At 63.2% G+C, this 14,621-nt stretch carries 10 protein-coding genes; 6 read left to right on the forward strand and 4 right to left on the reverse strand.

Going from position 1 to position 14,621, the window contains the following annotated elements; translation table 11 throughout:
• Window positions 1–58: 58 nt before the first annotated feature.
• On the reverse strand, window positions 59–2,515 hold the full coding sequence (locus tag AC3EMP_RS22700; RefSeq protein ID WP_023695364.1) for a penicillin-binding protein 1A: 2,457 nt from the start codon (window positions 2,513–2,515) through the stop codon (window positions 59–61).
• A 213-nt stretch (window positions 2,516–2,728) separates the two neighbouring features.
• Complete coding sequence (locus AC3EMP_RS22705) at window positions 2,729–3,988, reverse strand: N-acetylmuramoyl-L-alanine amidase (protein WP_023695365.1); 1,260 nt, start codon at window positions 3,986–3,988, stop codon at window positions 2,729–2,731.
• Window positions 3,989–4,636: 648 nt separating this feature from the next.
• On the opposite strand from AC3EMP_RS22705, the gene AC3EMP_RS22710 reads away from it, so the two are divergent.
• Window positions 4,637–7,555: a ribonuclease E/G gene (locus tag AC3EMP_RS22710; protein WP_023695366.1), complete on the forward strand. Its 2,919-nt coding sequence runs from the start codon at window positions 4,637–4,639 to the stop codon at window positions 7,553–7,555.
• A gap of 93 nt (window positions 7,556–7,648) precedes the next feature.
• On the opposite strand, the gene AC3EMP_RS22715 is transcribed toward AC3EMP_RS22710, so the two are convergent.
• Together AC3EMP_RS22715 and AC3EMP_RS22720 are read right to left on the reverse strand one after the other, a co-directional pair.
• A complete protein-coding gene (locus AC3EMP_RS22715; protein WP_023735371.1) occupies window positions 7,649–8,578 on the reverse strand; it encodes a glutaminase in 930 nt (309 codons plus the stop codon).
• A gap of 11 nt (window positions 8,579–8,589) precedes the next feature.
• Window positions 8,590–9,738, reverse strand: a complete 1,149-nt coding sequence (locus AC3EMP_RS22720; protein ID WP_023688384.1) for a pyridoxal phosphate-dependent aminotransferase — start codon at window positions 9,736–9,738, stop codon at window positions 8,590–8,592.
• A 152-nt stretch (window positions 9,739–9,890) separates the two neighbouring features.
• On the opposite strand from AC3EMP_RS22720, the gene AC3EMP_RS22725 reads away from it, so the two are divergent.
• The 5 genes from AC3EMP_RS22725 to accC all read left to right on the forward strand — a co-directional run bounded on the left by AC3EMP_RS22725 (window position 9,891) and on the right by accC (window position 14,595).
• On the forward strand, window positions 9,891–11,303 hold the full coding sequence (locus AC3EMP_RS22725; protein WP_023691221.1) for a M48 family metalloprotease: 1,413 nt from the start codon (window positions 9,891–9,893) through the stop codon (window positions 11,301–11,303).
• A gap of 58 nt (window positions 11,304–11,361) precedes the next feature.
• Window positions 11,362–12,165, forward strand: a complete 804-nt coding sequence (locus AC3EMP_RS22730) for a DsbA family protein (RefSeq protein WP_023667484.1) — start codon at window positions 11,362–11,364, stop codon at window positions 12,163–12,165.
• A 150-nt stretch (window positions 12,166–12,315) separates the two neighbouring features.
• Window positions 12,316–12,750 carry a type II 3-dehydroquinate dehydratase gene (aroQ, locus tag AC3EMP_RS22735; RefSeq protein ID WP_352711400.1) on the forward strand — a complete coding sequence of 145 codons (435 nt, stop codon included), beginning with the start codon at window positions 12,316–12,318 and terminating at the stop codon, window positions 12,748–12,750.
• Window positions 12,751–12,776: 26 nt separating this feature from the next.
• Window positions 12,777–13,241 (forward strand): acetyl-CoA carboxylase biotin carboxyl carrier protein, encoded by a 465-nt coding sequence (gene accB / locus AC3EMP_RS22740; protein WP_023681496.1) that lies wholly within the window; start codon window positions 12,777–12,779, stop codon window positions 13,239–13,241.
• Between the two features lie 10 nt (window positions 13,242–13,251).
• The gene (gene accC, locus AC3EMP_RS22745; RefSeq protein ID WP_023681497.1) at window positions 13,252–14,595 is read left to right on the forward strand and encodes an acetyl-CoA carboxylase biotin carboxylase subunit; all 1,344 of its coding nucleotides are present in this window, start codon (window positions 13,252–13,254) and stop codon (window positions 14,593–14,595) included.
• Window positions 14,596–14,621: the final 26 nt, after the last annotated feature.

Consider the following 14,621-nt stretch of genomic DNA (forward strand, 5'->3'; position numbering starts at 1 on the left):
GTAAAGCGAAATGGGCCGGCTCAACAAGCCAGCCCATTCGACGTAAAAAATCAGGTCGTCAGTAGAGTCCGCCGCCGGGTGCCTGGATAGCTTCCGTAGCCTGCGGCGATAGCGGTCCGCCGGCGCCGTTGGACCCGTCGGCGCCCATGCCGATCACCCAATAGCTGTCGGCGGGGCCGGTGCCGGGCTTGAAGGCTTCGATGATGGTGCCGGGATCGCCCGACGCGGCACGCATGCCGGTCTTGCGGTTGATCGCGACCAGGTTCATGCCTTCCGGCACCTTGAAGTCGACATTGGGCGTGCCGTCCAGCGCAACGCGCATGAAGTCCTTGAAGATAGGCGCCGCCAGACCACCGCCGGTGGCGCCATGGCCGAGACCGCGCGGCGTGTCGTAACCCATGTAGAGGCCGACGACGAGGTTCGGCGTATAGCCGATGAACCAGGCGTCCTTCTCGTCATTGGTCGTTCCGGTCTTGCCGGCGATGTGGCGGCCAAGCTCGGCGATGGTGGCGCCGGTGCCGCGCTGGACCACGCCTTCCATCATCGAGGTGATCTGGTAGGCAGTCATCGGATCGAGCACCTGCTCGGAATTGTCGACCAGTTCCGGTTCGGGCTGGTTGTTCCATTCGGGCGCGTTGCAGCCTTCGCAGCCGCGCTCGTCCTGCTTGAACACGGTCTTGCCGTAGCGGTCCTGGATGCGGTCGATGAGCGAGGGTTTGATCGACTTGCCGCCATTGGCCATGATCGAATAGGCCGACACCATGCGCATCACCGTCGTCTCGCCGGAGCCCAGCGCCATCGGCAGATACGGCGCCAGATGGTCGTAGACGCCGAAACGCTCGGCATATTCCACCACCAGCTTCATTCCCATGTCGTTGGCGAGCCGCACCGTCATCAAATTGCGCGACTTTTCGATACCGGAGCGCAAGGTCGCGGGGCCGGCCACCGTGCCGTCATAGTTCTTCGGCGTCCAGGTCGTGTTGCCGCTCTGGATGGTGATCGGTCCGTCCATGATAACCGAGGCCGGCGTATAGCCATTGTCGAGCGCGGCCGAATAGACGATCGGCTTGAAGGACGATCCCGGCTGGCGCATCGCCTGCGTGGCGCGGTTGAACTCCGACTGCGCATAGGAGAAGCCGCCGACCATGGCCAGCACGCGGCCGGTATGTGGATCCATGGCGATCAGGCCGCCCTCCACTTCCGGCACCTGGCGCAACGTGTAGGCGCCTTCCGACCCTTCGTTCTTCTGCACGAAGATGACGTCGCCGGGCTGCAGTACATCGGCCGGAGACTTGGCCTTGACCGTCTTGCCATCGACCACATGGCGCATGGCAAAGCTCATGTCTTCCTTGCTGACGGCGCCTTCGACGCGTTCCTTGACGATGTCGCCTGATATCTGCCGCGTCGGCTGCAGGCCGATGGAAAGGCCGGTCGCCGAGCTGTCGAGCACGACGGCAAGCGACCATTCCGGCACGTCTTCCAGCCCCTTGACGTTGCCCAGCGCCACGCCCCAGTCGCCGGAAGCATCGATATGCGTCACCGGTCCGCGATAGCCGCGCAGCGTGTCGTATTTGAGCAAGCCGTTCTGCATCGACTTGCGGGCGATGAGCTGGATCTTCGGATCGAGCGTCGTGCGCACCGAAAGGCCGCCCTCATAGAGCGCGTTCTCGCCATAGCGCGAGATGATCTGGCGGCGCACTTCCTCGGTGAAATATTCACCCGCAAACAGATAGGAGCCATTGCGGCGCGGCGTCACGCCAAGCGGCTCGGCCTTGGCCTTGTCGCCTTCCTCGCGCGTCACGTAGCCGTTCTCGACCATCTGGTCGATGACCCAGTTGCGGCGCTCGATGGCGCGGTCGGCATGCTTGAAGGGATGGTAGTTGTTGGGCCCCTTCGGCAGCGACGCCAGATAAGCGGCTTCCGCGACGGTGAGTTCGTTGACCGACTTGTCGAAATAGGTCAGTGCCGCGCCCGCAACGCCATAGGCGCCGAAACCGAAGAAGATTTCGTTGAGATAGAGCTCAAGGATGCGGTCCTTCGAATAAGCCTGCTCGATGCGGAAGGCCAGGATCATCTCCTTGATCTTGCGCTCGTAGGTCTGGTCCGAGGACAAGAGGAAGTTCTTCGCCACCTGCTGGGTGATGGTCGAGGCGCCGACCTGGCGCCTGCCCGAACCCAGATTCTGCAGGTTGACGTAGATGGCGCGGCCAAGCCCGGTGATGTCGATGCCGGGATGGTTGTAGAAATTCTTGTCCTCGGCCGACAGGAACGCCGCCTTGACCCGGTCCGGAACCGCCTGGATCGGCAGATAGAGCCGCCGTTCGCGCGCATATTCGGCCATCAGCGAGCCGTCGGAAGCATGGATGCGGGTCGTCACCGGCGGCTCGTACTTGGCCAGAACCTCGTAGTCGGGTAGGTCTTTCGACAGATGGCTGATGTATATCGCCACGCCCGCGGCGACGATAAGCGCCAGCGTCGTGCCGATACCAAAGAAATAGCCGATAAGACGAATCATGCCCGCTCCAGTCCGAGGTCCGGGAATTTCCTAGACGAAGCCGCCTTTCGCGCAAGCCTTCGCAACTGTCCCGATCCGTGATGGAAAACCCATGTCGCCACCATGTGGGCAAAATACGGCAGTGCCCGGTTTCGGCATCCCCCACCGGAAATAAAAGCGCCTAGTGTTGTCCCCGTGCAACGCTGCCTCCGGTCGTGGGCGGCGGCGACCATCTCAGCCTCCGGTTCCCGTTCCCATCTTGGCGGAGGCAAACAGGGCGACGGCGTTGGTGATGCTCTGCGCCGCCTTGCCGCGCCAGTCGGCGTCGAGCAGTTGCGCCTCATCCTTGGCGTTGGAGAGATAGCCGAGTTCCACCAGCACCGACGGCACATCGGGCGCTTTCAGCACTTTGAAGCCGGCCGAACGCTGCGGATTGTTGATCAGGCCGACGCTGGTGGACAACTGGCCGACCAGAGTGTGGGCAAAGCTCATCGAGAAATTATGCGTCTCGCGGCGGATCAGGTCGATCAGTATGTCGGTGACTTCCTTGTTGTCGTCCTTGATCACCATGCCGGCGAACTGGTCGGAGAGGTTTTCACGGTCGGCAAGCGCCTGCGCTTGCGGATCGGACGCCTTGTCGGAGACGGTATAGACGGTGGCGCCTCTGATACCCTTGACGCTGATCGTGTCGGCATGGATCGAGATCAAAAGGTCAGCCTCGTGCTGCCGGGCGATGCGCACGCGGTCATCGAGCCGCAGGAACTCGTCGGTGTCGCGCGTCATGAACACGTCGTAGTTGCCGACGGTGGCGAGCTTGTCGCGCAATTCAGTGGCAAAGGCCAAGGTCACGTTCTTCTCGATGGTGCCGTTGAGGCCTTCGGCGCCACCGTCGATGCCGCCATGGCCGGGATCGATGACGATGGTGAAGCGATGCCCGGGATTGGAGATCGGCCCTGTGCCGACCCTGGAGCCCTTGTCGGTGGAGACGGTCGAGCCAGTGGTCAGCGCCTGGTTGGCAAGGGCTTCGTCGAACTCGCGGTCGGAGGCTGCCGACATGTCGATGGCGATGCGATAGCCTGCGCCGTCCTCGTTCTTGAGCACCTCGAGCTTGTCGACCGAGAACGGCCCCTTGCCGGTCAGGATCAGCCGCGATCCCTCGCCCTGATCGCCATAACGCACCGCTTTGACCAGGCCGCGGGCCTTGGCGTCCTTCGCGCCAATGGCGAATCGGGTGCGCGGCAGGTCCACGACCAGCCGGTTGGGGCCGCGCAGCAGGAACCATTTGATGTCGGGCTCGCGGTCGAAATCGATGACGATGCGCATCTTGGTTGCGTCGCCGGCCATCTTGTAGGCGGTGGCGCCGAGTGGCGCATCGGCGGCGCGTGAAACCGGCGCAAAAGCAAGGCAAAGCGCCAGCAGCAACAGCACACCGGCAGCGCGCAGGAAACGGCCTGCACGGCCATGGCCCTTGTCTGTGGTGCCCGCCAGTCCCATTTCTTGCAGTCGCTCCTGGTTTGGCGCCTTGCGCCCGCGTGGTTGGTCGAAATGCCGGTCAGGCCGCAGACTCGATTAACGATTGGTATCCAGAGAAGGTTAACCAAGCCTTTTCATTGAGGATTAAGGCCTGTGCTTCCGTTACGGCACTGCTTTTTGCCGGCATCCGAAATCGGGGTTGCCTTCCACCCCGTCAAATCATAAAAGCGATGGTGGATCACTGCAATCCTGGAACCGCTTCTCCCGCAGCTTCCTGCTACAGGTCAGATGAAAGGCGGCTCCTTTCGCTTCCCGCGAAAAGGCTTCAGGTGATCGCGACGAATTTCGCAGGTGTGCGCCCGTGGCGGGGGAATCGCCTGCGTGAGGAAAACGGCCGGGTTTGTTCCCGTGCCGGCTCTGTATGAGCAAACAAGCTGGTCCGGTTCGTCCGGGCTTTGGTTCAAAAGGTTCTGCTGGTGACGATGGCTTCAAGCGCAATCATGGAAAGGTCCGCATCAAACCGCGCCATTGTGGCTGCGGGCGGCACCGCCATGGCGCTCAAGCGGCGTCCGGCGGACATTCAGACATCCGGCACCCACATCCCAGACACGCAGCAGCGGGCTTTGCCTCGCAAGCTGCGGCTGACGGCTGCCGGGAGGAAACGAAATAATGCCCAACAAAATGCTGATAGACGCCTCCCACCCGGAGGAAACACGCGTTGTCGTTATCCGCGGTAACCGTATTGAAGAATTCGACTTTGAATCTCAGGACAAGAAGCAGCTCAAAGGAAACATCTATCTCGCCCGCGTAACGCGCGTCGAACCTTCCCTTCAGGCAGCCTTTGTCGAATATGGCGGCAACCGTCACGGTTTCCTCGCCTTCAGTGAAATTCACCCCGACTATTACCAGATCCCGGTCGCCGATCGTCAGGCTTTGCTGCGCGCTGAAGCGCAGGAAGCCGAGGACGAGGAGAACGAGGACAATGACGGCGACGACCGCCAGAGCCGCGATCGCGGCCGGCGCGGCCGCCGGCGCGGCGGCAAGGGTCGTGAGCGAGGCGAACACAAGCGCGACGCCGGCGCCGATGATGAGAACGGCGAACATGGCGATGCCGGCAGCGATGCCGTCTCCGAAGCGCCTGCTTCCGAGCATGCCGCGGCCGATACCGCCGGGCATGACGATCATGCCGGGCATGGCGACAGCGAAGCCTCCGACGCCGAGACATCCAGGAGCGAACCGTCGGAAGGCGGCCCGACATCGATCGCGGCAAGCGTCGAAGCGGATGTGATCTCCGAAGCTGTCCCTGCGGCGGAGCCGGGTGACGAAAGGTCGTCCAGCGAGGCAAGTGGCGAAGCCACCTCCGGGGACAATGACCGCGGCATGCTGGAAGAGGTGCAGTCCTCGCATCCGGACGACCACGAGATCGAATCCGTAGGCGCCGAGGATGCGCTGGAAGAGGTGCGCAGCCGCCGCAAGCCGGTGCGCCGCCAGTACAAGATTCAGGAAGTCATCAAGCGCCGGCAGATTCTGCTGGTGCAGGTGGTCAAGGAAGAGCGCGGCAACAAGGGCGCTGCACTCACCACCTATCTGTCGCTTGCCGGCCGCTATTCCGTGCTGATGCCCAACACCGCACGCGGCGGCGGCATTTCGCGCAAGATCACCAGTGCGGTCGACCGCAAGCGCCTCAAGGAGGTCGTTGCCGATCTCGAAGTGCCGCAGGGCATGGGCGTCATCCTGCGCACCGCCGGCGAAAGCCGCACCAAGGCGGAAATCAAGCGCGACTACGAATACCTGATGCGGCTTTGGGAAAACGTCCGCAATCTGACGCTGCAATCCACCGCCCCTGCCCTCGTCTATGAGGAAGGCAGCCTGATCAAGCGCTCGGTGCGCGACCTCTACAACAAGGATATTGACGAGATTCTTGTCTCCGGCGAGGAAGGCTACCGCGAGGCCAAGGATTTCATGCGCATGCTGATGCCGAGCCACGCCAAGGTGGTTCAGCCGTTCCGCGACACGACGCCGATCTTCGTGCGCAACGGCATCGAGGCGCAGCTCGACCGCATGCTGCAGCCGCAGGTGACGCTGAAGAGCGGCGGCTACATCATCATCAACCAGACCGAGGCGCTGGTCGCCATCGACGTCAATTCGGGCCGCTCCACCAAGGAGCACTCGATCGAGGACACCGCTCTCCACACCAACCTTGAAGCGGCGGAAGAAGTCGCCAGACAATTGAGGCTGCGCGATCTCGCCGGCCTGATCGTCATCGACTTCATCGACATGGAGGAGAACCGCAACAACCGCTCCGTCGAGAAGCGGCTGAAGGATCACCTCAAGAACGACCGAGCCCGCATCCAGGTCGGCCGCATCTCGCATTTCGGCCTGATGGAGATGTCTCGCCAGCGCATCCGCGCCAGCGTGCTGGAATCGACCATGAAGCCCTGCCCGCATTGCGGCGGCACCGGCCATGTGCGCTCCGATTCGTCGGTGGCGCTGATGGTGGTGAGGGCGATCGAGGAATTCCTGCTCAAGGATTCGCGCAGCCACATCACGGTGCGGACCCCGGCGGCGACCGCTCTCTATGTGCTCAACCACAAGCGCGGCACGCTGGTGGAACTCGAAAGCCGCTTTGGCTTGACCATCACCGTCGAGGCCGATGATACGGTCGGTGTGCAGCATTACGCGATCTTCCGCGGCGCCATTGCCGAAAAGCCGGAAGGCTTTGTCGAAGCGCGAACCTTCCCGGCCTATGTCGAGCCGGAAGAGCCCGAGGACGAGATCGTCATCGAGGAGGAAGACGACGAGGTTGTGGTACAGGCCGAGCAGCCGCGCCAGGCGCAGCCGCAGTCGCAGCAGCAGCAGCCGAGATCGGCTGAGGACGGCGAAGGCCGCGACCGCAAGCGTCGCAAGCGCCGCAGGCGGCGCGGCGGCAAGGATCGCGAACGCGAACATGGCGATCGCGAGCATGGCGCCGAAGGTGCTTCGGTATCTGCGGCAAGCGACGACTTTGCCGCTGAACCAGGCGATGACGATGCAACACAGCAAGACGAAGCCCAGGTTGGCGCCGTCGAAACGATGGAAGCATCAGATGACGCCCAGGGCAAGAAGCGCCGTCGCGGCAAGCGCGGCGGCAAGCGCAATCGTCGCGAAGACGGCACGGAGACCGAAGCCGGCGAAACCGCCTCGGTGGCCGAGGCCGCTGAAGTCGGAACGGCCGCAAGCGAGCCTGTAGCAGCCGTAGCGGTTGAAGAAGCAGCGGCTCCCGCCGCGGCGAACGACGACGCTCCAGCCGAAAAGCCGAAGAAGAAGCGCGCTTCAAGGGCAAAGAAGGCTGTGGTGGAAGTCGCCGATGAGACGGCGGCCGAGGCTGCACCGGAGGCTGCCGTCGAAGCAGCCGCCCCCGCTGCGGCCGATGCCGCCACGGAAACGACCGTCGACGACGAGCCCGCCAAGGCTCGCCCGTCACGGCGCAAAGCCGTGGCCGCGGATACCTCCGCGGTGCCGGTGGTTTCCTCCAGCGTTGCCGACGAGGCAAAGGCCGAGGAAAAGCCGAAGCGCGCCGGCTGGTGGCAGCGGAAGGGCTTTTTCTAAGCTATTCAGCCGATTAAGATAGGTTCCTGACAAAAATCCCGCGCCGTTCAAACCACGGCGCGGGATTTTTGCATGCGCGAATGACGGAAGGCGTCAGGGGGCGAAAATCGACCAGTTCATCATCCTGGCCAGTTTTTCCAAGGCGATCGACCCCAGCTTGGAATTGCCGTTGGCGTTCAAGCCCGGCGACCATACGGCGAGCGAAGCAACACCCGGCACGATCCCCAATATGCCGCCGCCGACGCCGCTTTTGCCGGGAATGCCGACACGGAAGGCGAAATCGCCGGAACCGTCATAGTGGCCACAGGTCAGCATCATGGCGCCGATGCGCCGCGCCCGCTCGGCAGACACCACGGAGTGCCCGGTTGCCGGGTTTCTGCCGCCATTGGCGAGGAAGCGGCCGGCCAGCGCCAATTGCCGGCAGCTCATGGCGATGGCGCAATGGTGGAAGTACACGCCCAGCGCCAGCTCCGGTGCATGGTTGAGATTGCCGAAGGATTTCATGTAGTTGGCAAGCGCGAAGTTGCGATAGCCGGTGGCGCGTTCGGAAGCCGCGACCTCGCGGTCGATGATGATCGCTTCGTCATCGGCAAGGAACTGGATGAAGCGCAGGATTTCGCCGATCGCCTCGCGCGGCTGGTGGCCGGCAAGCAGTATGTCGGAGACGACGATGGCGCCGGCATTGATGAACGGATTGCGCGGAATGCCGTTCTCATGCTCGAGCTGCACGATCGAGTTGAACGGATTGCCCGACGGCTCGCGTCCGACACGCTGCCACAGCGCGTCGCCGACATTGCCGAGCGCCAACGTAAGCGTAAACACCTTGGAGATGGACTGGATCGAAAACGCCTGGTCGGCGTCGCCGGCGACCAGCACGCGGCCGTCATTGGTCACGGCGGCAATGCCGAATTTGTTCGGATCGACCTTGCCGAGCTGCGGAATGTAGGTGGCGACCTCGCCGCGATCGGAGCGCTCGGCCATCTCGGCGGCGACGTCGGCCAGCGCTTGTTTAAGATCCGGCATGCTCGTCCCCGCTATTTCAGCCAGCGCTCGATGCGCGCCATCGCCTCGACCATGTCGTCATGGCTGCCGGCATAGGAAAAGCGCATCGTGCGGTGTCCTGCCAGCGGATCGAAATCGCGACCGGGCGTCGCCGCCACATGCGCTTCGGCCAGCATTTTGCGCGCAAAGGCCATGCTGTCATTGGTATGCCGGGTGACATCGCAGAAAGCGTAAAAGGCGCCGTCCATCGGCGCCGCCAAGGGAAATCCGAGTTCCGGCAGGCGCCGCATCAACAGCTCGCGGTTCCAGGCATAGCGCGCCTTCACCGCTTCCAGCTCTTGGGTCGCCTTGAAGGCCTCGATCGCGGCGATCTGCGACAGTTCCGGCGGCGAGATGTAGAGGCTCTGGGCGATGCGCTCGATCGGCCTCACCAGAGCTTCCGGCAGCACCATCCAGCCGATGCGCCATCCGGTCATGCAATAATATTTCGAGAAGGAATTGATCACCGTCACGCCTGAGCCATGGGCCAGCGCCGTGGTGTCGGGCGCGGCATAGGCCAGCCGGTGATAAATTTCGTCCGATATCACCGCGATGCCGAGTTCTTCGGCTGTCCTCACCAGTGCCGACAACTCGTCGACGGGAATGACCGCACCTGTCGGATTGGCCGGGCTGGCGAACAACACACCCTTCAGCGGTTTTTCCCGGTGCGCCGATTTCAAATGTTCGGCATGAAGATAGGCGTCGCTGCCGAGCTCGATCTCGACGATCTGGATACCGAGCGCGGCCATGATGTTGCGGTAGGCCGGATAGCCGGGTGCTGCGATGGCGACGCGGTCGCCGGGATCGAACATCGCCAGGAATGCCAGATTGAAGGCGGCCGACGATCCCGTGGTCACGGCGATCCGGTTCGGCGCGACATCGATCCCGTAATGGTCGCCATAATGCGTGGCGATCGCCTTGCGCAGATCCGCCAGACCGAGCGTGTCGGTATAGCCGATGCGTCCGATCCTCAGCGCATTTGCGGCTGCTTCCCTCACGCCCACGGGCGCCGGATCGGATGGCTGGCCGACGGCCATGGACACAACAGGCACGCCCGTCGCCTTCAGCCGGTTGGCTTCGGCCAGAATGTCCATGGCGTGAAACGGCTCGACTTCACCGCGGCGCGACAGCGAAACTACCATTTGACCTCAATCTTTCCGTCCGGCCCGCCGCTCAAAGCCATCAACCGGCGGCAGCGCCGCACAAATGCCCGATTGATGTGAGGATCACAAGTTCGCCTAGTTTCGGTGCCGTGACTTTTCATCGTTCGCCCGCTCGTTTACCAGTGGACCTCATGCTGAGCCGACCCAAATCGACGATGTCCAAATCTTCCATCGGGAAGACAGCGCGCGGCTTCGCGACGCTTTTGCTTGCCGCCGCCGTCGCTGTCACCGGCTCGGTGACGGCCTTCGCGCAGGCGGTGCCGGTCGTGCGCGATGCCGAGATCGAGGCGCTGGTGCGCGACTATGCGCGGCCGATCTTCAAGGCGGCCGGTCTTGCCAATGACGGTGTCGATATCGTTCTGGTCAACGATCAGAGCTTCAACGCCTTCGTTACCGGGCGCCGGCTGTTCATCAACACCGGCGCGCTGATGCAGGCCGAAACGCCCAACGAGATCATCGGCGTCATCGCCCACGAGGCCGGCCACATCGCCGGCGGCCATCAGCAGAAATTGCGCGACCAGCTCGAGCGCGCCAAGACCATGGCCATCATCGCCACGCTGCTTGGCGCCGGCGCCATCGTTGCCGGCGCCACCACCAACAGCCGCGGCCTTGCCGGCGCCGGCATGGGCGTGGCTGCGGGCGGCGGCGAGATGGCGCAGCGCAGCATTCTTGCCTACCAGCGCACCGAAGAGTCGACCGCCGACCGCTCTGCCATCACCTATCTCAATGCCACCGGCCAGTCCGGCATGGGCATGCTGAAGACCTTCGCCCGCTTCCAGAGCGCGCTGTCGCTTTCCGGCACGCAGGTCGATCCCTACCGCATCAGCCACCCGATGCCGCAGGAGCGCATCGCCAATCTCGAAGTGCTGGTCAAGCAGAGCCCTAACGTCGACAAGGTCGATCCGCCGGCACTGCAGCAGCGGCACGACATGATGCGCATCAAGATCGCCGCCTATATGGGCGGCCAGGCCGCCGCCACGCGGCTGATCCGCAAGGCCCCGGGCAGCCTCGCCTCGCGCTATGGCGAAGCGCAGATGGCCTATCTCTACGGCAATCTGGGTGCAGCACTGACCAAGGCCAATGCATTGATCAAGGAACAGCCGAAGAACCCATACTTCCAGGAAATGCGCGGCGACATACTGATGAAGGCCAATAAGCCCAAGGACGCCGCGGACGCCTATGCCAAGGCGGTCAGCCTCGATCCGGTGAGGTCGGGCCTGTTGCCCGTTTCCCTCGGCCAGGCGCTGATGGCCATCGGCACGCCCGACTCGCTGAAGAAGGCGGTGGTGCAGATCAACAACGGTCTCGGGCGCGACAAGGAAAACACGGTCGGATACCGCTATCTCGCCCAGGCCTATGGCGAGCTTGGCAACATTCCGGCGGCGGAACTCGCCACCGCCGAGGGCCACTTTTATTCCGGCGATTACACGAATGCGAAAATTTTCGCCATGCGCGCGCAAAAAGACTTGAAGCGCGGCGAGCCCGGCTGGATTCGGGCGCAGGACATCATAAACTACAACCCTTCAGGCAAACTCAAGAAATGAACCTTCCGGTCGCCCGCGGCGACTAGGATAGACCGGAACCGGTAAAGAGGATGAGACGATGAACAAGGCAATATTGCTCGGCACGACGGGAGTGGCGGCTGCTCTTGCTATGCTCGCTTTCGGGTTCGTCGCCGGCAGTCCGCAGGTGGCCAAGGCCGGCACGGCGCAGACCGTGCAGACCGCCTCTGCCGACACCAAGATCGATCGCACTGAGGTCGAGGGCATTATCCGCGACTATCTCCTGAAGAACCCCGAAGTGCTGCTCGAAGTGCAGGAGGCGCTCGAGGCCAAGCAGAAGGAAGAGCAGCGCATAGCCAGCCTCGGCGTCATCGAGAAGGCCAAGTCCGAGATTTTCAACTCGACCTTCGACGGCGTCGTCGGCAATCCGAAGGGCAAGGTCACCATCGTCGAATTCTACGACTACAATTGCGGCTTCTGCAAACGCGCCATCGACGACATGCAGGCTCTGACAAAGGCCGATCCGGAACTGCGCTTCGTGCTCAAGGAATTCCCGATCCTCGGGCCGGATTCGCAAAAGGCCAGCGTCGTCTCGATGGCTTTCCACCTGATGCATCCGGAGAAATACGGCGAGTTCCACAACGCCCTGCTCGGCGGCCAGGGCCGCGCCACCGAGGCGGCGGCCATCAAGGTTGCGCTGTCGCTAGGCGCCGATGAGGCGAAATTGCGCGAGAAGATGAAGGATCCGACCATCACCGAGGCTTTCTCCAAGACCTTCGACCTCGCCAACAAGCTGGCCATCACCGGAACGCCTTCCTACGTGGTCGGCAATGAGGTGGTGTTCGGGGCGCTCGGCCAGGAAGTGCTGGCTGAAAAGATCGAGGCGGCGAAAGCCGCGCTCTGATCTTGCACGCGAGCCTATTTCTCACGGGCACATTTCCGCCTGTTGTGGACAGTGAAAGATCGCACTTGTGCTCTTTCCGCGGGCGGCTATGCCCATTATAGAAGGCCCTGCGCGCCGGCTTGAGGCCGGCGTCGGAAAAGGTCGGCATTTTTGAAAACGATTTTCGTCCTGAACGGCCCCAACCTGAACGCGCTCGGCAAGCGCGAGCCGGGCATCTATGGCGGCAAGACGCTTGCCGCGATCGCCGACGACTGCAAGCAGGCGGGCGCCGCGCTTGGCCTCGAGATTGATTTTCGCCAGTCGAACCATGAGGGCGACCTCGTCGACTGGATCCATGAAGCCGGCGACAAGGCAGCCGGCATCGTCATCAATCCGGGTGCCTACAGCCACACCTCGATTGCCATTCACGACGCCATCCGCGCTGTCGCGCCGCTGCCCGTCGCCGAAGTTCACCTCTCCAACATCCACGCGCGGGAACCATTCCGCCACGTCTCCATGGTCGCGCCGGTCGCTGTCGGCATGATCTGCGGGTTCGGGCCGCTTGGCTACTCGCTGGCGCTGCAGGCGCTGGCGGCACGCCTATGACCGGCCCACAAACAGAAGGCTCGAAAATGTCGATAAAGAAGACCGGTGTTGACCAGCAACTGATCCGCGATCTGGCGGGCATACTGAACGACACCAATCTCACCGAGATCGAAGTCGAGCTCGGCGACCTGAAGGTGCGCGTATCGCGCCAGGCGCCGGCCGTCCACGCCATCGCCGCACCGCAGGCCGGTTATGCTCCGGCAGCGCAGCAGCCCGCGGCCGGCGCGGCTGCCGCACCAGCAGTGGCCGATCCGTCCAAGAACGCGGTCCCCTCGCCGATGGTCGGCACCGCCTATCTCGCGCCCTCGCCCGACGCCAAGGCCTTCATCGAAGTCGGCCAGAAGGTCAAGGAAGGCCAGACGCTGCTGATCATCGAAGCGATGAAGACGATGAACCAGATCCCTTCGCCGCGCGCCGGCACGGTGACGGCGATCCTGTTCGAGGACGGCCAGCCGGTCGAGTACGGCATGCCGCTCGTCGTGATCGAGTAGAGCGGGCCGGATGTTCCAGAAGATCCTCATCGCCAACCGCGGCGAAATCGCGCTTCGGGTGCTGCGCGCCTGCAAGGAACTCGGCATCCAGACCGTGGTCGTGCATTCGACCGCCGACGCTGACGCCATGCATGTCAGGCTCGCCGACGAAAGCGTGTGCATCGGTCCGCCGCCGTCGCGCGACAGCTATCTCAACATCCACCAGATCGTCGCAGCCTGCGAGATCACAGGCGCCGATGCCGTGCATCCGGGCTATGGCTTCCTGTCGGAAAACGCCAAGTTCGCCGACATTCTCGCCGCCCACAACATCACCTTCATCGGCCCGTCGGGCGACCACATCCGCATCATGGGCGACAAGATCGAGGCCAAGCGCACCGCAAAGCGGCTCGGCATTCCGGTTGTGCCGGGCTCCGACGGCGCCGTCACCGATCAAAAGGAAGCTAGGCGCATTGCCGCCGAGATCGGCTATCCCGTGATCATCAAGGCATCGGCAGGCGGTGGCGGGCGCGGTATGAAGGTCGCCCTTACCGAGGCTGACCTTGAGATCGCCTTGCAGACAGCGAGCACGGAAGCGGGAGCCGCCTTCGGCGACGATGCCGTCTACATCGAGAAATACCTGGAAAAGCCGCGCCACATCGAGGTGCAGGTATTCGGCGACGGCGCCGGCCGCGGCGTGCATTTCGGCGAGCGCGACTGTTCGCTGCAACGCCGCCACCAGAAAGTCTGGGAAGAGGCGCCCTCGCCGGCCCTCAACGCCGAGGAGCGCGCCCGCATCGGCAATATCTGTGCCAAGGCCATCGCCGACCTCGGCTACTCCGGCGCAGGCACCATCGAATTCCTGTACGAGAATGGCGAGTTCTACTTCATCGAGATGAACACGCGGCTGCAGGTCGAGCATCCGGTAACGGAGGCGATCACCGGCATCGATCTCGTCCACGAACAGATCCGCGTCGCCTCCGGCGGCGGGCTTTCGGTGCGCCAGGAGGACATCAAGTTCAACGGCCACGCCATAGAATGCCGCATTAATGCCGAGGACCCGCGCACCTTCACGCCTTCGCCCGGCACGATTACGCATTTCCATACGCCTGGCGGTCTCGGCATCCGCGTCGATTCCGGTGTCTATTCCGGCTACAAGATCCCGCCCTATTATGACAGCCTGATCGGCAAGCTGATCGTGCACGGCCGCAACCGCGTCGAATGCATGATGCGGCTGCGCCGGGCGCTCGACGAGTTCGTCGTCGACGGCATCAAGACGACGCTGCCGCTGTTTCGCGACCTGGTCGGCAATGCCGATATCGCCAATGGCGACTACGACATCCACTGGCTGGAAAAGTATCTGGCCAAAGAGGAATAGCGCCCGACTTGCCGCTATGATGCCGC

The organism is Mesorhizobium sp. P160219, from assembly GCF_057786095.1.

Excerpts from the sequence above, each read along its gene's own strand:
- AC3EMP_RS22700 (WP_023695364.1), bottom strand. The coding sequence starts at position 2,515 with ATGATTCGTCTTATCGGCTATTTCTTTGGTATCGGCACGACGCTGGCG.
- AC3EMP_RS22705 (WP_023695365.1), bottom strand. The coding sequence starts at position 3,988 with ATGGGACTGGCGGGCACCACAGACAAGGGCCATGGCCGTGCAGGCCGT.
- AC3EMP_RS22710 (WP_023695366.1), top strand. The coding sequence starts at position 4,637 with ATGCCCAACAAAATGCTGATAGACGCCTCCCACCCGGAGGAAACACGC.
- AC3EMP_RS22715 (WP_023735371.1), bottom strand. The coding sequence starts at position 8,578 with ATGCCGGATCTTAAACAAGCGCTGGCCGACGTCGCCGCCGAGATGGCC.
- AC3EMP_RS22720 (WP_023688384.1), bottom strand. The coding sequence starts at position 9,738 with ATGGTAGTTTCGCTGTCGCGCCGCGGTGAAGTCGAGCCGTTTCACGCC.
- AC3EMP_RS22725 (WP_023691221.1), top strand. The coding sequence starts at position 9,891 with ATGCTGAGCCGACCCAAATCGACGATGTCCAAATCTTCCATCGGGAAG.
- AC3EMP_RS22730 (WP_023667484.1), top strand. The coding sequence starts at position 11,362 with ATGAACAAGGCAATATTGCTCGGCACGACGGGAGTGGCGGCTGCTCTT.
- accB (WP_023681496.1), top strand. The coding sequence starts at position 12,777 with ATGTCGATAAAGAAGACCGGTGTTGACCAGCAACTGATCCGCGATCTG.
- accC (WP_023681497.1), top strand. The coding sequence starts at position 13,252 with ATGTTCCAGAAGATCCTCATCGCCAACCGCGGCGAAATCGCGCTTCGG.